Origin of the sequence: Shimia marina, assembly GCF_001458175.1 — a bacterium.
GTDB lineage: Bacteria > Pseudomonadota > Alphaproteobacteria > Rhodobacterales > Rhodobacteraceae > Shimia > Shimia marina.
In genome coordinates, this window is record NZ_CYPW01000032.1 from 127,640 (window position 1) to 146,656 (window position 19,017).

Sequence of the window (19,017 nt, forward strand, 5' to 3'; positions counted from 1 at the left end):
CGAGGACAGAACCCCGTGGTATTCAAGCGCCGCGATAGAAGGCCTTTTCTCCGTATTCTCGGTGAGTTTTTCTATCCCCGCGGTGGATGGGGACGCGCTGCGCGCTATGTGCAGCACCGTCTGCGGCGGCTGCCCGGCTCTCCTGAAACCATCGGGCGCGGTATTTGGGCCGGGGTCTTCACCACGTTTACCCCGTTTTACACGATGCACTTCGTGGTGGCAGCGCTGTTGTCACGCATCCTGGGGGGCAACCTTCTGGCCGCACTACTGGCCACCTTCTTTGGCAACCCGCTGACCTATCTGCCGATTGGCATTGTGTCGCTGAAAACCGGACACTTCCTCCTGGGCACTGAGTTTGAAGAAGGCGACACACAGTCGCTGGGCGGTAAATTCGCCAATGCCGGAGCGGATCTGTGGCACAATTTCTGGACGCTTTTCACCGATGATGTCGCCGATTGGCACGGTCTGCGGGTTTTTTATGACGAGGTGTTCTTTCCCTATATGGTGGGGGGCATTTTGCCGGGCATTATTGCCGCGACCGTTATGTATTACATTTCTGTGCCTTTGATCCGTGCCTATCAGAAGCGCCGATCTGCCAAATTTGCCGCGCGCATTGCCAAGGCCCGGGCCATGGCCGAGGAGCAGGCGGCCCATGTTCACGCCGACAACTGACCCCCATCACGCTTTTTGATCATAAAAGCGGTTTTCCTTGTGGCACCGCCGTCATAGGGTCCATGCAAAGACATTGGGCCAATGCAAATCAGGCCAAGGCATAAGGAGAATGAGCATGCTGCGTCTTGGGGTGAACATCGATCACGTGGCCACCGTGCGCAATGCCCGCGGGGGCGCCTACCCTGATCCGGTGCGCGCGGCCAAACTGGCCGAAGAAGCGGGGGCAGATGGCATCACCGCGCACCTGCGCGAAGACCGTCGCCATATTGTCGATGCCGATATTGATGCCTTGATGGAGGCGCTTTCGGTGCCGCTCAACTTCGAAATGGCCGCCACTGACGAGATGCAGGCCATTGCCCTGCGTCACAAGCCTCATGCGGTTTGTATTGTGCCGGAAAAACGCGAAGAACGCACGACCGAAGGCGGTTTGGATGTGGTGCGGGAAGAGCGCAAACTGGCGGCTTATATCGCCCCTTTGCGTGAGGCAGGCTCCCGTGTGTCGATTTTTATCGGCGCAGAGAAACCCCAGATCGAAGCCGCTGCGCGCATCGGCGCAGAGGTGATTGAGCTGCACACCGGCGCTTATTGCGACTTCCACGCCGAAGGCCGGTTTGAAGAACGCGATGCAGAACTTGCACGGCTCACCGATATGGCCACTTTTGCCCAGTCTCTTGGGCTGGAGGTGCATGCCGGTCACGGGCTGACCTATGACACGGTGCAGCCGATTGCGGCCCTGCGAGAGGTGATGGAACTCAACATCGGGCACTTCCTCATTGGGGAGTCCATTTTTCGCGGGCTGGATCCTGCCATCCGCGAAATGCGCCGTCTGATGGAGGAGGCGCGGGCGTGATCCTCGGTATCGGCAGCGATCTTGCCAATATTGACCGCATTGCAGGCACCATCGAGCGTTTTGGGGCGCGCTTCAAAAACCGCGTGTTCACCGATGTAGAACAGGCCAAGGCTGAGCGGCGGCGGGACAGCGTCGGCACCTATGCCAAGCGCTGGGCCGCCAAAGAAGCCTGTTCCAAAGCGCTGGGCACGGGGCTGGCCATGGGGATCAGCTGGAAAGACATGGCGGTCAGCAATCTGCGCACCGGTCAGCCGGTGATGGAGGTCACCGGTTGGGCCAGGGAGCGGCTCGCTGAGATGACGCCTCCGGGCCATGAGGCGATCATTCATGTCACTCTGACGGATGATCATCCGTGGGCGCAGGCCTTTGTGGTGATCGAAGCCCGCCCAATCGCGCCAGAGTCAGCCTAAGACGCATGGGCAGGGGGTGGTCGGGTTGACAGCCCGTGCTGACACCCGCATGTAGCTTCAGACCAAAACAGGTTGGTGTAAAAGCGGAGAGTGACCCCATGGCCGAGAAAGCCAAAAGCGACAGCGGTATCGTCGAGACCATCAAAACGATTTTCTGGGCGCTGTTGATTGCCGGTGTGTTCCGCACCCTGTTTTTTCAACCCTTCTGGATCCCATCCGGCTCCATGAAAGACACGTTGCTGATCGGAGATTTCCTCTTCGTCAACAAAATGACCTATGGCTACTCCTATGCCTCCTGCCCTTCTGTCCGTATTCCGGCTGTGGGCATCAATGTGGATGCCAAAGATCTCTGTGGATGGCTTGGTGAGGGCAGCAATGAGCGCTTGTTTGGTGGTGAGCCTGAGCGCGGCGATGTGGTGGTCTTTCGCCATCCCGTCACTGGCTATGACTTCATCAAACGCCTGATTGGCCTGCCCGGTGACAAGGTGCAGCTGCGCAATGGCGCCGTCTATATCAATGGTCAGGTGGTCAAACGCGAAGATGGCGGTGTCTTCACCGAAGAATACGGCCCGCAAGGTCCACAACGTCACCGCCCTCGCTGTGAAAATGGCCCGGTTGGTGATGGCGGAGCCTGTGCCAAGTCACGCTACATCGAAACCCTGCCCAATGGTGTGCAATACTCCACCCTGAACATCACCACACAGGGGTCGGACAACACTGGTATCTATACAGTTCCTGAAGGCCACTATTTCTTCATGGGAGATAACCGTGACAACTCCACCGACAGCCGCGTGCCAAAATCCGCGCGTGGGGTGGACTATGTGCCTTACGAGAACCTGATCGGCCGCGCAGACCGCATCATGTTCTCCTCTGCTGGCCGTTCCATGTTTGCGTTCTGGACATGGCGCGGCGATCGGTTCTTCAAGGCGGTTGAGTGAGGCCAAAGTGAAACTATCCGCAGAGCTCAAAGCACTGGAAACACGGCTGGGCCATAAATTTGCCCGCCCGGAGCTTCTGGTGCGTGCGGTGACACATTCGTCCATGTCTTCTGCCACACGGCAGGACAATCAGCGTCTGGAGTTCCTTGGCGATCGTGTGCTGGGTCTCGTGATGTCCGAAGCGCTGTTGGAACATGATAAATCCGCCTCCGAGGGCCAACTGGCACCACGTTTTAATGCATTGGTGCGCAAAGAGGCCTGTGCCGAAGTAGCGCGGGAGATTGATCTGGGCGCAGCGTTGAAGCTGGGTCGCTCTGAAATGATGTCTGGCGGTCGCCGCAAGCAGGCACTGCTGGGGGATGCCATGGAAGCGATTCTCGCTGCGGTCTATCGCGATGCCGGTTTTGAGGTGGCAAAAGCGCTGATTTTGCGACTTTGGGGCAATCGTGTGACAACGGTTGAGGCCGATGCGCGCGATCCGAAGACCAGCTTGCAAGAATGGGCGCAGGCGCGTAAGTTGCCGCCGCCGTCTTATGAGCTGGTAAGGCGCTCTGGTCCAGATCATGCACCAGTGTTCACCATCGCGGTGAAGCTTCAGAACGGCGCCGTGGCAGAAGCCACTGATAGCTCTAAACGCAAGGCTGAACAGGCTGCTGCCAAGATGTTGCTCGCGCAGGTGAGCGGCTGACTGGATCTTAGATCAATTCAATTCGAATCAACGGGCGCATTATTGCCTTGTGCAGTATGCAACCTTTTGGAGTGGGGTGTGGGCCCTAGATTCCGAAAGGCTGCAACTCGCCCATAAATTGATCTCTGGGAACGCATTTGTGACAGAATTTTAGCACGGCTTTAGCATATTTTGCTGTCATTAAGTGCAATGGGCTTGAGAACTGAGCTGTCAAAAAACGTATCGCCACCAATCAAACACGCGCCAGAATAGCGCGCCGGTGGCAGGGAATTTAGACTAGGAGATGCTGCGATGTCAGGTGGTAGCGGTAGCGGTAGCGGTAGTGGTGGTCGAGGAAGAGGTCGACGGGGCAGCGGAAGCGGAAGCGGAAGTGGGAGCGGCAGCGGTAGCGGCAGTGGAAGCGGTGGCGGCGGCGGTAATTCGCTCGGCCCCCTGAAGCTTGGTCCTGATGGCGTCGTGCGCGGCGGCAATGGCAATGACAATATCTTTCCGGGCTATCGCGATGGCGACGGGGATCGGGTGGATTCCAATGATGCCCGCCTGCCAACGGAAGGCGGCAACGATGACATCATCTATGCGAATGGTGGCAACGACACGGTGAATGCCGGATCTGGCAACGACTATGTCGATGCTGGCCGTGGCAATGATGTGGTGCAAGCTGGCTCTGGTAACGATGTGGTTGCTGGCAATGCAGGCAATGACACCATCGACGCCGGCACGGGCAACGACACGGTCTTTGGCGGTGGCGGCAATGACAGCATCACTGCTGGCGATGGCGACGACCGCATTTATGGCGACAATAACAGTGGCAACACCGGCAACCTGATCAGCAATGGCAATTTCAATCAGGGCGGCGCAGGCTGGCAGCGGATCGATGGAAATGGCGATGGTGTTGCGCCGCACATTAATGGCGCTGTAAGTTTCAACAATGGCGGTCGCGCTGCGGGCAATGATGCCATTCAGCAGACCTTTGCGACCAACATTGGCGCAGAGCATACCGTCTCGCTGGATCTCTTTGAAAACAACAATGGCGCAGCCCATCACGGCTTCCGGATTGATGTGCTGGACGCCGATGGCAATGTGATTTCCTCGGAGTCCGTAGCGGTTCAGAACAACACCACACAAAAGGTCAGCTTCACCTTCACGGCAACCACCCCCAACACGACGCTGCGGATTATCAACACCACAGCCACGGGGGAGCATCACAGCAGTGACGGAAAAATCGACAACGTTTCTGTGGTGGAAACGCCCGACGTGGCCGGCAATGACACCATTGATGCAGGGTCCGGCAATGACTTCGTGGACGGTGGCGCAGGCAATGACTCGATTCTGGGCGGCCACGGCAATGACACGATTAACGGTGGCTTGCATAATGACACCGTGGATGGCGGCGTGGGCCATGACCATATCGACGGTGGCGCTGGAAACGACAGTCTCTATGGGCATTGGGGTGCCGATAACATCAAAGGTGGCAGTGGCAACGACACCGTTGATGGGGGGATGTCCACAGACCACATGGATGGTGGTGATGGCATCGACACCGTCAGCTTCGAGCGGGCTTTTGGATCTTCCAATGAAAACGTCAACCTCGATCTACAGGCTGGCACTGCACGCCTGAGTGATGGGACAACGGAAACAGCTACCAATTTTGAAAATGCCATTGGCAGTGCGGGCAATGACACTCTTGCCGGGACAGCTGGCGACAACCGCTTGGAAGGCGGTAACGGCAATGATGCGCTTTACGGACGGGGCGGTCATGACACGTTGGTCGGCGGTCAAGGGAATGACACCATTCTGGCAGGAAGCGGAAATGATTCAGTTGATGCTGGTTCCAACAACGATACCGTCTTTGGTAACGAAGGCAGTGATACGATTGTGGCTGGCGACGGCGATGATTTCGTCGCGGGTGGCTTTGGCACCGACTCCATGGATGGTGGTGCTGGCAATGATACGGTGTCCTATGCAGATTCCTTTGGCACTGCGTCAGAGTTCGTAGAACTTGATCTGCAGGCGGGCACTGGGCGTCTGAACGGCGGCCCGGCCGTTGAAACCGTGCGCAACTTTGAAAACGCGATTGGGGCGCGTGGCAACGACACGATCTCCGGCACAGACGGCGGCAACGTTATCAAGGGCGAAGGGGGCAATGACGTCATCGATGGGCGTGGTGGCAACGACACGCTCTTTGGTGGCGATGGCGATGATCTGGTCACTGGTGGTCAGGGCGTGGATCGTCAAGACGGCGGCGCTGGCAATGACACCGTGTCCTTTGAGGGTGCCAATGGCAACGGCATTTCCCATGTCCGCTTTGACATGAACACGGATCAGGCCAAACTCATCAATCACAACAATGTGGTGGTTGATTTTGAATCGACGACCAACTTCGAAAATGTCATCGGTTCAAGCGGCAACGACTGGATCACCGGCGATGGCGGTGACAACCGGATCGAAGGGCGCGATGGCAATGACCTGCTGCAAGGTGGCGGTGGCGATGACACGCTCGAAGGCGATCAGGGCAACGACCTGCTCATTGGTGGCAGCGGCGAAGACGTGATCGATGGTGGCGTGGGGCATGACAGGCTCTTTGGTCAGACGGGTCAGGACACTTTCGTCAGCAGCGATGGCAATGATCAGATCGACGGTGGCTCTGAGCGGGATACCTATGTCAGTGACGATCCCACCGATGAACATGTTCATGCGTTCATCGACGATGCCGGAAACGGTCATGTGGATAAACTGGGCTCAGGCTATCGCGACACGGTCAAATCGGTTGAACACTATGTGGCCGATGAAACCGCCAATGATGACAAGATCACCCTGACCACGAACGTCACGGATGTCTCGACCATCACAGGACTGGACAGCAGCGCCGAAGGTGTCTTCACCTCCAGCAAGGGCCAGACCATCCAGTTTGGCGGGCAGGGCCAACCAACGCTGCGTGATATTCTCGATGGTAATGTGCAGGGTGTTTTCCCGCGCGGGACCTATCAGATCACTTCCGGCGATGAGAGTGGCCAGATCGGTAACATCTCCTTTGATAACTTCGAAGAGATCAACTTTACCGTTGTCTGTTTTGCAAGCGGCACCCGCATTGCAACGCCAGAGGGCGACCGTGAGATTGAGACGTTGAAGGCGGGGGACAAGGTGCTCACGAAAGATCGCGATGCTCAGCCGATTCGCTGGATTGGCGCGCGCCATCTCTCTGCAGAAGAGTTGGACGCACATCCCAATCTCAAGCCGATCCGCATTTCTGCCGGGGCTTTGGGCATGGGTTTGCCGACCCGCGATCTGGTGGTCAGCCCACAGCATCGTATTTTCATCAGTTCGCGCGTTGCCGAGCGCGTGTTCGGTCAACCCGAGGTGCTGATTGCGGCTAAGAAGCTGACCATGTTCCCCGGCATTGACGTGATCAAGGACAACCCTGATGGGGTGCACTACCATCACTTCCTCTGTGAAAACCACGAGCTGGTCTGGTCTGAGGGCACGGTGACGGAAACGCTCTTTACGGGCACTGAGGCGCTTAAGTCGCTGTCCACTGAAGCACGAGATGAGATCTTTGCGATCTTCCCCGAGCTGAAGACAGGGGGTGACAATGGTGTGCCAACAATTGCTCGCGCGACGCCCAAAGTGACCAAGCTGCGCGAGTTCCTTGAGCGCATGCAGCGTAACCGCAAGGATCTGGTGACAGGCAGCGGCGTTGCGCTATCCTCTGAGGGCGCACAAGAGAGCCGCCTCCAGTAATGAAGGACGTGATGACAGATCCAGACCATGTGGATCATGTTGGCGGGGTTGAGGTCTCTGATCTCATCTCCGTCACCGAAGACCTACTGGGGCAGCCGGTTTTGAAAGCCAGCTGTCCCGGTGGACGCGATCGTGCTGTTTTTCGGATGTTTCTGGAAGACCGCACTGTCATCGTTTCACGCCGGGACAACACCAAAGGGGCGGCACGTGAAAAACGCATTCTCGAACATCTGGCGCCGTTAACGCCGCATTTTCCGCAATTGCTTGGGGAGCGTGCTGGCTTCCTTTTTCAAACGGATATGGGACCGGTGAGTCTGGCCAATACCATGGGGGCTTTGCCAAAAGCCGAGCGTGGGGACTTGTTTGAACAGGCGATTGTCTCGGTGTTTCACTATCAGCGACAGATCGGGCGCCCTGTGGCCGCAGCCGAAGTGCCTGTGCTCTTTGCCCGCACACAGAATCGCAGCTATTTTGTGGAAGGCCCGCTGCGCACTGCCGAAGTTTTTGGCGCGGCCCTGACCGGCTATGATCCCGCTGCCATCGCTGCAGAGTTTCTGCCAACCGATGCCTATTTTCTGAAGTGGGACAACCGCTTTGCCAATGCCGCCGTCTCCGATGCGGGTATCATCGGCTGGTTTGACTTCGAAGACAGCTTTCTGGGGGCTGGATATGAAGATCTCGCCTGGCTGGCGGCTGATGAGTATCATGCACTGCCTTTTGCTGAGATCTACCCAAGGTTCGTGCGCCGTATTGAAGAGGTGCATGGGGGGGCTGCCCCGCTTGTGTTGCGGCGCTTTCACCTGATGAGCAGCCTGTTGATTGCACTGCGCGTGCGCAGGATCGGGCGTCACCTTTGGAAGAAGGGGCGTTGGTACACCAAGCAGGAGATCGACCGCTCTGATCGCGTTGGGGCCCATCCAGACATGATGCAGGCACTGCTCCTGCGGGGGCAGAATTTTGCTGCCATGGAAAAAGAGACTTGGGCGCTGACATCCATGTATCAGCAGATCCACGATCAGCTTCTGGCCGCGCGGTCAGAATAACCCTCAGCGCAGCTGGCGGCACTTCTGCTGGCACCGGCGTGTGTTTTGGGCTACAGACGCCACTTAACCAGCATTTGCTGAAACACTGAGGCTGTTGATATGACCACACGCGCCGGATTCGTTGCCCTGATCGGAGAGCCCAATGCGGGCAAATCCACGCTCACCAACCAGATGGTGGGGGCGAAGGTGTCTATCGTGACCCACAAGGTTCAGACCACCCGCGCCCGCATACGGGGCGTGGCACTGGAGGGTGACAGTCAGCTTGTGTTTGTGGACACACCCGGCCTGTTCCGGCCCCGCCGACGTCTCGATCGTGCCATGGTAGCGGCTGCTTGGGGTGGTGCTGCGGATGCGGATATCATCGTGATGATGGTGGAAGCACATCGGGGCGTGACCAAAGGTGTCGAAGCCATTCTGGAGCAACTCGAAGAGATCGGTCACGGCCGCAAAGTGGCGCTGGCGATCAACAAGATTGACCGGGTGAAATCAGACGTGCTTCTGGCGCTGACCAAAGATCTCAATGAGCGGTTTTCCTTTGTAGAGACTTTCATGATCTCTGCGGAAAAAGGCCATGGCTGTGCTGATTTGCGCAAATGGCTGGCGGCACAACTTCCGGAAGGGCCGTGGCTCTATCCCGAAGATCAGATTGCCGATCTGCCCATGCGGATGATTGCGGCAGAGATCACACGCGAGAAGCTCACCCTGCGTCTGCATCAGGAGCTGCCCTATCAGATGACGGTTGAAACCGAAAACTGGGAAGAGCGCAAAGACGGCTCCGCCCGGGTGGATCAGATGATCTACGTGATGCGCGATGGTCACAAGGGCATCGTTCTGGGCAACAAAGGCGAGACCATCAAGGCCGTTTCCAAGGCCGCACGTGAAGAACTGGAAGAGTTCATGGGGCGCCGTATCCACCTGTTCTTGCAGGTGAAAGTGCGCCCGAACTGGCTGGAAGAGAAAGAGCGCTACTCTGAGATGGGGCTCAACTTCAGCGACGGAAACGCATGAGCGCCACCATGCCCCAGACCACCGCGGCCACAGCCAAAAGCACGATGGCCATATGGGCGAGGGGCATGTCTTCCGGAGCAATCACGCCAGCGGCTTCCAGCCCGATCAACACAAGCGCCGCCAGAAATAACAGGCGCACCAATAGGGGTGTTTTCAATTCTGGTCGCACAACTAAGACCTTTCTTAAAAATAACCGCAAAGCGGGTATCTCTAACTACTATAGGTGTATTGAATTGTCATGCGTTTAACCGCTGAGTTCTGGGTGCATGCCTATCTCGCCCGCCTGCGTCTGGCCGATATTGCGGCCTTTGTTGTGGCCCATGGAGATGACACTGCCGGGGCTGTTCTGGTCAAACTCAACACGCTTGATGGGCAGGCCGTGGCCTATCAGCGCAGCTTTGATCTCATGAGTGGCGCGCGCACATGGATGGTGCTGGCTGAGGGGCAGGAGGCAGATGTGGACGCGGCCCTGACCCGCCAGCGCAGCTTTGATCCCGACGCCTGGGTCATTGAGGTGGAAGACCGTCAGGGCCGCCATCTTCTGGAAGAGCCGGGACTGTCGGATTAAAGCTTTCCTTTCGCCGTGCCAGAGGCTTTTCTACGCCAAAGGAGCAGACCATGGATTGGCGGGATCAGGGCTTTGTGCTCAGCACACGAAAACACGGTGAGACCTCCGTCATTCTGGAGGCGTTCACCGAAACGCATGGGCGCCATGCCGGGATCGTGCGGGGTGGCATCAGCCGCAAGATGACTCCGATTCTGCAACCGGGTGGGCAGGTCGATCTGACCTGGCGGGCGCGGCTGTCAGATCATATTGGCACCTTTACCGTGGAGCCTCTGCGCGCGCGCACCGCCGTCCTCAGTGATCGCTTTGCGCTTGCGGGTCTTAATGCGGTCACCGCGCTGCTGAGCTTCTGTCTGCCAGATCGCGAACCTCATACCGCGCTCTATCTGCAAAGCCGTCAGTTGCTGGACCTTTTGGGCCAGAATGATCTCTGGCCGCTGGCTTATCTGCGCTGGGAAATGGCGCTGCTCTCTGCCTTGGGTTACGGGCTTGATCTCTCTGAATGCGCGGTCACTGGCAGCACCGAAAACCTGATTTATGTCTCGCCCAAATCGGGCCGCGCGGTCTCTGCTCAAGGGGCCGGAGACTGGGCGGATCGGCTCTTGCCTCTACCGCCTGTCCTGCTGGGGCAGGGGGAGGCCCCGGATGTGGAGATACAGCAGGGGCTGATCACCACCGGGTATTTCCTCTCAGAGAAACTTGCACCGGATTTGGGGCACCGGCCCCTGCCAGAGGCGCGTGCGCGGTTTATGGATCGCTTTGACCGTCAGATCCGATCCCGCTGAACACCATCTGTCGCCCGGCTTCGTTGCTCATGATCATGGTGGGGCCAGCCACCTCCACCAGGGTCATTTCACTCAATGCGGTCAGGTAGGTTTCCTCGTGGTCGATGCCGCTGCAATAGAGCTCTTCGACAAAGTCGATTTGGATTGAGATCCATGGATAAGGGGCGCTTTGACGACCGGAAAAGCCATTACAGGGTCCGGTCCCATCAACTGCCCCGCTCTCTGCAAGCGTCAGCGTCGCATCAAAGCGCACTGCTGTGCCGTCGATCTCTGTCAGCCGCCAGTCGTAGGCGCTGCCACCGTATTGTGTGACGGTCTCTGTCGGCGCACAATTTGCCAAAATAAGCGCCAGTCCGCCTGCTGTTAAAGTTCGGGTCATCCATCCGCCTCATGCAGTGCCAAAATCAAATCTACCAAAGTGCCCAGTGCTGAGCTGTTGTCGGCTTGGTCATGGGTAGAGAGTTCTTCCATGCCCACAAAGGCCGCATAAAGCAGGCGGGTCAACTCCGGATTGGTCAGACCGATCGCCTCAAACAGCTCCTGCACATAGCCCATGCGTTTGCGATCCACATCACCCACCGCCTGCGCCACCGCCTCGCTTTCACGCGCCCATGCGCGGATGGCAGGTTCCAGCCCTAGGCCGCCAAATTCTTCAGGCGCACCAGATCCGGCAATCTGTGCCAGTTGGCGCAGCTTGAGCACGGGGCTGTCTTGCTGATCTAGAAGCGTCACGATGTCTTCATAGGCGCGGTTCTTCCACATCTGCATCAAAGCTCTGTGAAATGTGGGAACATCTTCAAAATGCCAGTAAAAAGACCCTTTTGTGGTTCCCAGCCGACGTGCCAAAGGCTCCGCCTTGAGCGCTTTGGGCCCGGCTTCGGTCAGGGCGACGCAGCCAGCCTGCAACCAATCGTCTTTGGATAATCGCTGTGCCATGGATGCACCATACGATACCGTATTGACTCCGGCAAGCAGGGTCTCAAATATTCAATACATACGATAGCGTATGGAATCAGAGGGTCGCGATGAAAAGTAAAAGACGCAACTATTGGATGGCTGCTGCGAGCCTCCTTCTATGTGTGACAACGGTGGTGCATGTCTTTTGGGCGGACCAGAAATTCATCACGTGGTGCAGGCGACGGACGCGCTCCCCGTTGAGATCCGTGCCATCAGTGCTGTGCTTTGGCATGCTGTGACAGTCGTGTTGCTGGTCTTGGCCACCGGATGTTTTTGGCTGATAGGCCATCCAAACCCGCCGCTTGCCAGTGTCATGATCGCGGTGCAACTGGGGTTTGCGGGGCTGTTTGTCTTTTATGGGATGGCGCGGCTTCAGACCCTATGGATCATGCCTCAATGGATCATCTTCCTTCTCATTCCGGCAGTGATGGGTCTGGGTATGCGGCATCGGGCGCGCGTGCGTGCCAATCATCGGTATGATCACGCATTTCCCCAGTGATGGTGGTCAGGGGGCCGTCTGCCATTTGGCGCAGCTTGGCGTCAAAGGTTTTGAAATATTCCTGTGCTTGCACATGTCTCAAAACCGCATCGCTGTTCCAGCGGCCCCAATGCACCCGTGTGATGCCATCATCGGCCACCGCCACCTGATAGGAAAAGCCAGCCGCTCCCGGATCATTGCCGACTGCGTTGATGAAGGCTTCGCAGTTGGCAACCCAAACCATATCATCGCCTTCGTACTCGTAAGTGATGGTGACACAGCGCATGAAAACCTCCAATCATATCACAAAGACTGCGGCGTTGCTTTTGGGGGCGTTTTGCACCGTACGCACCGGTCATTGCCGCACCTGCAAAGCCTGCGGTGAAAATGGCACCAACGCAATACCGACGCGATGCAGACGCAATACCGCATGCCGGATTTTGCCTTCGCTCAAAGGTTAACAGGGCGCGAAAAAAAACGCGGCTCCGAGGGAGAGCCGCGCTTTGAGTCTGCTGTCCAACTGAGAGCGGGTGTCAGCTCAGCAAACGTCTCGCAATCACCTGCGCCTGAATTTCTGCGGCACCTTCAAAGATGTTCAGAATGCGCGCATCACAGAGGATCCGGCTCACAGTGTATTCCAGCGCAAAGCCATTGCCGCCATGGATCTGCAGCGCGTTATCTGCCGCCGCCCAAGCCACACGTGCGCCCAGCAGCTTCGCCATGCCTGCTTCAAGGTCGCAGCGATGGCCGTTGTCTTTCTCCCAAGCGGAGAAATAGGTCAGCTGACGCGCAATCATGATTTCCACGGCCATCATGGCCAGCTTGCCAGCCACCCGTGGGAAGTCGATCAGAGATTTGCCAAACTGTTTGCGGTCGATGCCATATTGCATGCCCACGTCCAGCGCGGCTTGCGCCACACCGACGGCGCGGGCGGCAGTCTGAATACGTGCGGATTCGAAGGTTTCCATCAACTGCTTGAAACCTTTGCCTTCTTCGCCGCCGAGCAGGTTCTCACCTTTGACTTTGAAGCCATCAAAGCCCAGCTCATATTCCTTCATGCCACGATAGCCGAGCACCTCAATTTCACCGCCGGTCATACCTTCGGTTGGGAAGGGGTTTTCGTCTGTGCCCGGGGTTTTCTCGGCCAGGAACATGGACAGACCGCGGTGATCGGTGCTGTCGGGATTGGTGCGCGCCAGCAGGGTCATCACATGGGTGCGGGCGGCGTGGGTGATCCATGTCTTGTTGCCGGTCACTTCCCAGTTGCCGTCCTCGGTCTTCACGGCGCGGGTGCGCAGCGAACCGAGGTCAGAGCCGGTGTTGGGCTCGGTGAAAACCGCGGTCGGCAGAATTTCGGCGCTGGCCAGTTTGGGCAGCCAATTCTGTTTCTGCTCCTCAGTGCCTCCGCAGAGGATCAGTTCTGCGGCAATCTCAGAACGCGTGCCCAGAGACCCCACGCCGATATAGCCACGGGAGAGTTCCTCAGAGACCACAACCATGGAGGCTTTGGACAGGCCAAACCCGCCGTACTCCTCAGGAATGGTCAGGCCAAACACACCCATTTCTGCAAGCTCTTCAATGATTTCCATTGGAATGAGCTCATCTTTGAGGTGCCATTCATGGGCATTGGGCTCCACGCGATCCACCGCAAAGCGGCGGAACTGATCCCGGATCATCTCCAGCTCTTCATCAAGGCCAGAGGCCCCAACCGTGATGTTGGCCGCTTGTTCCTGCATCAGTTCAACAAGGCGCATGCGCGCGTCTTGCGAGTTACCTTTGTCGCAAAGTGTCATGACCTCTGTGGTCATCAAGCCGCGCATTTCGTCTTGGGTCAGGCCGAGATCCTGCAGGCGGATGATTTCGCCCTGGCTCATCGGAATACCGCCATACACTTGCCAGAGGTATTCGCCGAAAGCGATCTGGTGAATGAGTTGTTCGATCTCACCAAATTTCCCGTCTCCGTTGAGTCGCTCTGCCCAGCCCTGCATCTGTTTGAGCGACTGCGCATAGGTCGCCAGCCAGCTCAGCCCGTGGGCTGCGGTTTGATGACTTTCGATGAGTTTGCCAGAAACGCGCCCATCCTCAGATACCGTGTCCTTCACCCGCGCAATCGCGGTTTCCAGAATCCCCTCCACAGGCGCCACCGCCGCCCCGGTGAGTTTCAGAAGATCGGGAAGAATCACCGAAGTTGCCATCGCCAAGTCCTGTCCATCATGCGCCATACGTCTAAACCCTCTGTTTCTGCAGTGTGACATAATTCTTTTGCAGGTGCAGCGCAACAAAAATACCCAATAACGTGGCGTTTTGATTGTATGTTTCGCGCTGAAGTTTTGCCGTCGTATTCGTTACGGTCTATAGCAAGATATGGATGTGCTTTTGTTGGAATTACCGATCGCCCTATGGGCCTTATGCGGGTTTGTCGCGATTTTGGCAGGGGTTATCAAAGGCATGGTCGGTTTTGGCATGCCCATGGTTTTGATCTCTGGTTTGAGCTCATTTGTGTCTCCAGAGCTGGCTTTGGCCGGTTTGATTGTCCCCACATTGGTGACCAACGGTCTTCAGGCCCTGCGTCAGGGGCATGCTGCGGCATGGGAATCTGTCAAACGCTTTCGTCGCTTTCTCGTCGCGGGGGCAATAACATTGACGCTCAGCGCGCAATTCGTGCGGGTTTTGCCTGCGGAAGCGCTGCTTCTGTTGATTGGTGTGCCCGTCGCACTGTTTTCGCTGTTGCAGTTGTTGGGGCGTCCTGTCGTTATTTCAAATCCAACCCCCAAGGGAGAGATTTTCGTTGGCGCGGTTGCCGGCAGTATTGGCGGCATGTCAGGGGTATGGGGACCACCGACAGTCACCTATCTCACGGCGCTGGGAACAGAGAAACATGAGCAAATTCGTGTCCAAGGTGTGATCTACGGCCTTGGGGCTGTTGTTCTCTTTGGGGCACATATTGCGTCTGGCGTGTTCACGTTCCAGACTGCGCCTTTGTCCATCGCAATGGTGGTGCCAGCGGTGCTGGGCATGTGGCTTGGCGGGCGTGTTGCGGATCGGATTGATCAAAAGCGCTTTAAACAGGCAACTTTAGCCGTTTTGCTTCTGGCATCCGCTAATTTGATCCGTCGTGGGTTGATGGGGTAACGACATGTTCTTGTCCGCGCCTGTGCGGGCGCTAGGGTGTTGATGTGAAAATGGTCGTGGAAAGCAGGTAAGTGTCTCAGTTTCAAACGCCCCTTCGCGTGGCTTCCGTCAGTCTCGCCATTCTCGCCACTATCGCAATTGGGTGGTTTTTAAATGCGGCCCAAGCTGTCCTGGTTCCTATCGTGTTGGGCGCGCTCCTTGCATTTTTGATGGATGGCATATCGCGGGCGATGTCGCGTTTGCCCTTTTATTCCACCCTTATGCCGGAATGGCTGCGCATGACGCTGACAACGGTTGTGTTGTTTGTCGTACTCACAGGTTTGATCAGTTTCTTCGCACGCAATCTCGATCCGGTCGTGAGGGCCATGCCAGACTACGTTGCGAGCCTGTCGACAACAGTCTCTCAAGTGGCCGCGCGGTTTGATGTTGAATTTGAACTGACATGGCAGTCCGTCGATCGGCTTATTTTTGACAATATCGACTTGCAGCAATTGATCCGCCTGACGCTGAATTCCGTCAGTTATTCCGCCGGATATCTGGCTTTGGTGTTCTTGTATGCGATTTTGTTTTTGATTGAGCGCGACAGTATCGCCAGCAAAGTGGCGGCCATCGTGCCCGATCCACAGGGGCAAAAGTCGGTCTGGCGGACCATCGATTTGATCACAGAGCAGATTGGGACGTATTTTACGACCAAGACATTTATCAATGTTGTGCTTGGTGCTCTTTGTTGGGCGATTTTTGTCTTTTTTGGTGTGGAGTTTGCTGCGTTTTTTGCCGTTGTGACGGCGATATTCAATTACATCCCCTATGTTGGATCCTGGGTCGCAATGGGTTTGCCCATGTTGTTTGCTATAGGGGCATGGGGGCTTAACTTTGATGTGTTTTTGATGTTCTCGGCTCTTTGTATGGCTCAGTTTGGCGTCGGCTACTTCTGGGAGCCACGCCTTATGGGGCGCTCGATGAATCTCAGTCCCGTTGTTGTGATGATTTCTCTTGCGGCTTGGGCTGCTGTCTGGGGGCTCATTGGCGCGATCCTCTCGGTGATACTCACCTCTGGGATCATGACAATCATGTCGTTCTTCCAAACCACACGACCGATTGCCATTTTGCTGACCAATAATGGTGAGGTTCCCACGCTGCGTCCGTCACGCGGCGATGAAAGATAGTGGTCCGAGGCACTTGAATTAGGACGCGTTGACCGCGTCGTACCAGGCGAGCAAGTCATCGATATTTGCAGGTACTTGAGTCGCCATACCGCCTGCAAACTCTTCAAACACCTCTGCATTGAGAGGGTTGGTGCCAGCAATCACTGTTGCGCCACTGTCGAGTGCCTCTGCAAGGAGATCGCGGAAACCACGGCCTTCTGCTTCTTGTTTGCCAAACTTGTTGAGCAAGAAAACATCATAGGGTTTGTTGAGTGTCTGAGACACTTCTGTGATGGCCGTGGCCATGGCGTCAGGATCAAGGCGGCAGCCACGCGCCTCTTTGCCCAAGTCTTGAGAAATGCGAATGACAGGCCCGTCTGGAAGCACCTGCACGTCCATATCACAGCGCTTGTCGGTATCGCAGCCTGTGTTGGTCTGCACGATACCACGTGTCTTGATATCTCGTTGTTCCAGCCGTGCTGCCAACTCTGAAAGCAGCAAGTCAAGTTCACCGCGCCGGTGAGCCATGGTGTAAGCAATTTTCATCATGAGCAAAGGATAAGGGGCGTTTGGACGATTTCAAGCTGCGATACTTTGAAAGCGTGTTTATTCAATGGAGCGCGGGAGCAATCGGCTGATCAGGGAAACAAGAAAGGCCGTTGAGATGCCAAAGCAGAGGATGCCCGTCACGCCGCCAAAGGCTCCAAAGACCCGAAACTCTACAGGTAAAACAACATCGCCGTAGCCCACTGTCGTGTATGTCACCAATGAGAAATACAGCGCGTTATAGAGGTAATCAAAGGCGCCCATGTGGATGAGAACATAGGCCCAGAGCCATACCTGAATGGTGTGAGAGCTCACAATCATGGCAAAGGCTGCACCGGTCAGAAGGGCAGTGCGCATGAACCGAGTGCGCCGTTCGACCCAGTCGCCCATCTTTGCCAAGGCTTCTACCATGATTGCCAAAAAACCGACGTGAATGATCGCACAAACGCTCAAGACAATCGTGCCCCAAATCAGCTGATGATGTTGGCTAATAAAGAGGTTTTCAGGTGTCATTACAGGCTTTCTGGGTGTGGGGAGAACGCTGACATGCTCTTAAAGAGCTGGCAAGTATGTGCACCCTGTGACGTTAAGGCGCTTACATCGTTTCAACGCAGTGGCGCCGGAAGGCGCGTTTGAGCATGTCGAGCTCGGCGCGTAGCAAGTCAATTTCCGCCCGCAGGTCATCTGCCAAGGCTTCTCCCGCGATGAAGCTTACAGCGTCCAGCCGATCACCTGTGGTGCGATCTGTGATAACGATGGTTTGCACCCCATCAGACAGGCTTTCGCTGGGGATCGGAAATTTTAATTGCCACGTGTTGGCGGCCTCAGCCGGTTGAACAGAGCCCCCTTCAACGGCTTCTCCAAGATAGGTTACCTCGATCTCAGGCGTGGGGCCGGAGTCCCCCGTGTAGGTAAGGGCGCCTTCCCACATGCCTTCAAAGAGACGGATTTTTGTCAGCGTCAATGCTCTCATGGTGTGCCCCTTTCAGGCTAAAGTCAGAAATCGGCGCGGAGCCGGCGCGAAAATGTCACATCGCGGAGCACGATTTGGTTCATCTCTGGGCCTTCGAAGATGAGATCAATCCACATCTTCTCGACACGCTTTTCATTGAGATTTGAGTAAGCCAGATCAAATTCGACACGTATATCTTCGGCCTTAAGCGGCAGTTCGCGCACGATTTGCTCCGTGTTTGGGCCATGACGTATGTTCAGGCGTGCAAAAATTTCGAGTGGTTTTTCCATTTCTACAATCGTGTCCATGCGTACCACATGATCGCGACGCAGGCCCGATACGGCCTCTGGCGGCATGTCGACCACGAGCGACAGAAAAGAGCCGTCAAATCTAAAAACATCCATGCGCAATCCAAAAGGCGCGAGATCCTTTTCACGGTGATTGCGCAATTGGCGCAGAGTGAGTTCGGAAATGCGGCAGTCGTGAAACAAGGTCACTTCGTCGCCCAGCATTTCTTTATTCTCTACGGCCGCTCGGCCCTTGGTTGGAATCGGTTCGCGCCACAGTTCCGGACGCCATGACCAGTCTGTGCCATGCGGCTTTGGAAAGGCGTTGGAGCCAATGATCGGAAGAGCCAAGCGGCTTTCTGCAACCGAAATGACGGTATCGAGATGTTGGCGCAGAGCGCGTGCGCGGCGGCGCTGGTTTCGCAGGGTCGCCAGATCTTGTTTCGCAGCGTTTCTCGCGTTGCGGGCCCAGAACCGGGATACTCCCGTTTGCAAAGCGTATTGAAAAAAGCGTGTGCTCAGTGCCATTGCGCTCAAGTTATCCTGCTTAGTGTTTCTGGTTGCGGAATTGTTCGCTCACAGCTTTAGAAATATTTACCTAATTGGTTGCGATGAGACAAACGCACTTTTGTGCTGACATAAACCATCTGTTGCACAACTTTAAAGTCGGCCATTGCCTTGGGATACTCTATGTGATGCGGAGACAACAGCCTGCCACGGTGGAAAATCCTCTGTTTCCCCTCCGCGATGCACGCCTGTTTGATTGCATTTCCTGACGCAGCGTCCTATTTCACTTCTGATTGGAAGCCAGAGGACCCTGATC

Annotated in this window: 21 protein-coding genes; 12 read left to right on the plus strand and 9 right to left on the minus strand. The window is 56.3% G+C overall.

The genetic code is table 11. The features are described 5' to 3' along the window. Positions 1–15 precede the first annotated feature (15 nt). From SHM7688_RS16865 to era, 8 genes are all read left to right on the plus strand, one after another. Positions 16–672: a DUF2062 domain-containing protein gene (locus tag SHM7688_RS16865; RefSeq protein ID WP_058241114.1), complete on the plus strand. Its 657-nt coding sequence runs from the start codon at positions 16–18 to the stop codon at positions 670–672. 109 nt (positions 673–781) lie between these two features. Continuing rightward, on the plus strand, positions 782–1,522 hold the full coding sequence (locus SHM7688_RS16870) for a pyridoxine 5'-phosphate synthase (protein ID WP_058241115.1): 741 nt from the start codon (positions 782–784) through the stop codon (positions 1,520–1,522). Continuing rightward, positions 1,519–1,932 carry a holo-ACP synthase gene (acpS, locus tag SHM7688_RS16875; RefSeq protein ID WP_058241116.1) on the plus strand — a complete coding sequence of 138 codons (414 nt, stop codon included), beginning with the start codon at positions 1,519–1,521 and terminating at the stop codon, positions 1,930–1,932. Before SHM7688_RS16870 ends, acpS begins: the two co-directional genes overlap by 4 nt. A gap of 98 nt (positions 1,933–2,030) precedes the next feature. Next, the gene (gene lepB / locus SHM7688_RS16880) at positions 2,031–2,870 is read left to right on the plus strand and encodes a signal peptidase I (RefSeq protein WP_058241117.1); all 840 of its coding nucleotides are present in this window, start codon (positions 2,031–2,033) and stop codon (positions 2,868–2,870) included. Positions 2,871–2,877: 7 nt separating this feature from the next. Next, entirely contained in the window at positions 2,878–3,558 is a 681-nt protein-coding gene (gene rnc, locus SHM7688_RS16885) for a ribonuclease III (protein ID WP_058241201.1), read from the plus strand. A gap of 456 nt (positions 3,559–4,014) precedes the next feature. Continuing rightward, positions 4,015–7,296 carry a Hint domain-containing protein gene (locus SHM7688_RS16890; RefSeq protein ID WP_058241118.1) on the plus strand — a complete coding sequence of 1,094 codons (3,282 nt, stop codon included), beginning with the start codon at positions 4,015–4,017 and terminating at the stop codon, positions 7,294–7,296. Positions 7,297–7,307: 11 nt separating this feature from the next. Beyond that, the gene (locus tag SHM7688_RS16895) at positions 7,308–8,339 is read left to right on the plus strand and encodes a phosphotransferase family protein (protein WP_144432620.1); all 1,032 of its coding nucleotides are present in this window, start codon (positions 7,308–7,310) and stop codon (positions 8,337–8,339) included. 99 nt (positions 8,340–8,438) lie between these two features. Next, on the plus strand, positions 8,439–9,347 hold the full coding sequence (gene era, locus SHM7688_RS16900; protein WP_058241120.1) for a GTPase Era: 909 nt from the start codon (positions 8,439–8,441) through the stop codon (positions 9,345–9,347). Here era and SHM7688_RS19790 read toward each other — a convergent pair. Further along, positions 9,328–9,516 (minus strand): hypothetical protein, encoded by a 189-nt coding sequence (locus SHM7688_RS19790; RefSeq protein WP_149687260.1) that lies wholly within the window; start codon positions 9,514–9,516, stop codon positions 9,328–9,330. The two genes, era and SHM7688_RS19790, sit on opposite strands and share 20 nt — an antisense overlap. Before the next feature lie 69 nt (positions 9,517–9,585). Between SHM7688_RS19790 and SHM7688_RS16905 the strand changes: the two genes are divergently transcribed. Together SHM7688_RS16905 and recO are read left to right on the plus strand one after the other, a co-directional pair. Beyond that, entirely contained in the window at positions 9,586–9,915 is a 330-nt protein-coding gene (locus SHM7688_RS16905; protein WP_058241121.1) for a DUF1491 family protein, read from the plus strand. A 50-nt stretch (positions 9,916–9,965) separates the two neighbouring features. Then, complete coding sequence (recO, locus tag SHM7688_RS16910) at positions 9,966–10,697, plus strand: DNA repair protein RecO (protein WP_058241122.1); 732 nt, start codon at positions 9,966–9,968, stop codon at positions 10,695–10,697. On the opposite strand, the gene SHM7688_RS16915 is transcribed toward recO, so the two are convergent. The 4 genes from SHM7688_RS16915 to SHM7688_RS16930 all read right to left on the minus strand — a co-directional run bounded on the left by SHM7688_RS16915 (position 10,660) and on the right by SHM7688_RS16930 (position 14,354). Then, on the minus strand, positions 10,660–11,076 hold the full coding sequence (locus SHM7688_RS16915; protein ID WP_058241123.1) for an META domain-containing protein: 417 nt from the start codon (positions 11,074–11,076) through the stop codon (positions 10,660–10,662). The genes recO and SHM7688_RS16915 overlap by 38 nt on opposite strands. Continuing rightward, a complete protein-coding gene (locus tag SHM7688_RS16920) occupies positions 11,073–11,633 on the minus strand; it encodes a TetR/AcrR family transcriptional regulator (protein WP_058241124.1) in 561 nt (186 codons plus the stop codon). The genes SHM7688_RS16915 and SHM7688_RS16920 overlap by 4 nt, the downstream gene beginning before the upstream one ends. 434 nt (positions 11,634–12,067) lie before the next feature. Beyond that, entirely contained in the window at positions 12,068–12,418 is a 351-nt protein-coding gene (locus tag SHM7688_RS16925; RefSeq protein WP_058241125.1) for a hypothetical protein, read from the minus strand. Positions 12,419–12,665: 247 nt separating this feature from the next. Next, complete coding sequence (locus tag SHM7688_RS16930; RefSeq protein WP_058241126.1) at positions 12,666–14,354, minus strand: acyl-CoA dehydrogenase family protein; 1,689 nt, start codon at positions 14,352–14,354, stop codon at positions 12,666–12,668. 142 nt (positions 14,355–14,496) lie between these two features. Here SHM7688_RS16930 and SHM7688_RS16935 point away from each other — a divergent pair, with 142 nt between their 5' ends. Both SHM7688_RS16935 and SHM7688_RS16940 read left to right on the plus strand, forming a co-directional pair. Beyond that, positions 14,497–15,264 carry a sulfite exporter TauE/SafE family protein gene (locus SHM7688_RS16935; protein ID WP_058241127.1) on the plus strand — a complete coding sequence of 256 codons (768 nt, stop codon included), beginning with the start codon at positions 14,497–14,499 and terminating at the stop codon, positions 15,262–15,264. A 71-nt stretch (positions 15,265–15,335) separates the two neighbouring features. Further along, positions 15,336–16,430: an AI-2E family transporter gene (locus SHM7688_RS16940; protein ID WP_058241128.1), complete on the plus strand. Its 1,095-nt coding sequence runs from the start codon at positions 15,336–15,338 to the stop codon at positions 16,428–16,430. 18 nt (positions 16,431–16,448) lie between these two features. On the opposite strand, the gene SHM7688_RS16945 is transcribed toward SHM7688_RS16940, so the two are convergent. From SHM7688_RS16945 to SHM7688_RS16960, 4 genes are all read right to left on the minus strand, one after another. Beyond that, on the minus strand, positions 16,449–16,958 hold the full coding sequence (locus SHM7688_RS16945; RefSeq protein ID WP_306341276.1) for a DUF2478 domain-containing protein: 510 nt from the start codon (positions 16,956–16,958) through the stop codon (positions 16,449–16,451). Positions 16,959–17,015: 57 nt separating this feature from the next. Further along, positions 17,016–17,468 (minus strand): potassium channel family protein, encoded by a 453-nt coding sequence (locus SHM7688_RS16950; RefSeq protein WP_058241129.1) that lies wholly within the window; start codon positions 17,466–17,468, stop codon positions 17,016–17,018. Between the two features lie 82 nt (positions 17,469–17,550). Then, positions 17,551–17,928, minus strand: a complete 378-nt coding sequence (locus SHM7688_RS16955; protein ID WP_058241130.1) for a hypothetical protein — start codon at positions 17,926–17,928, stop codon at positions 17,551–17,553. 23 nt (positions 17,929–17,951) lie between these two features. Beyond that, entirely contained in the window at positions 17,952–18,722 is a 771-nt protein-coding gene (locus SHM7688_RS16960) for a DUF6478 family protein (protein WP_058241131.1), read from the minus strand. Positions 18,723–19,017: the final 295 nt, after the last annotated feature.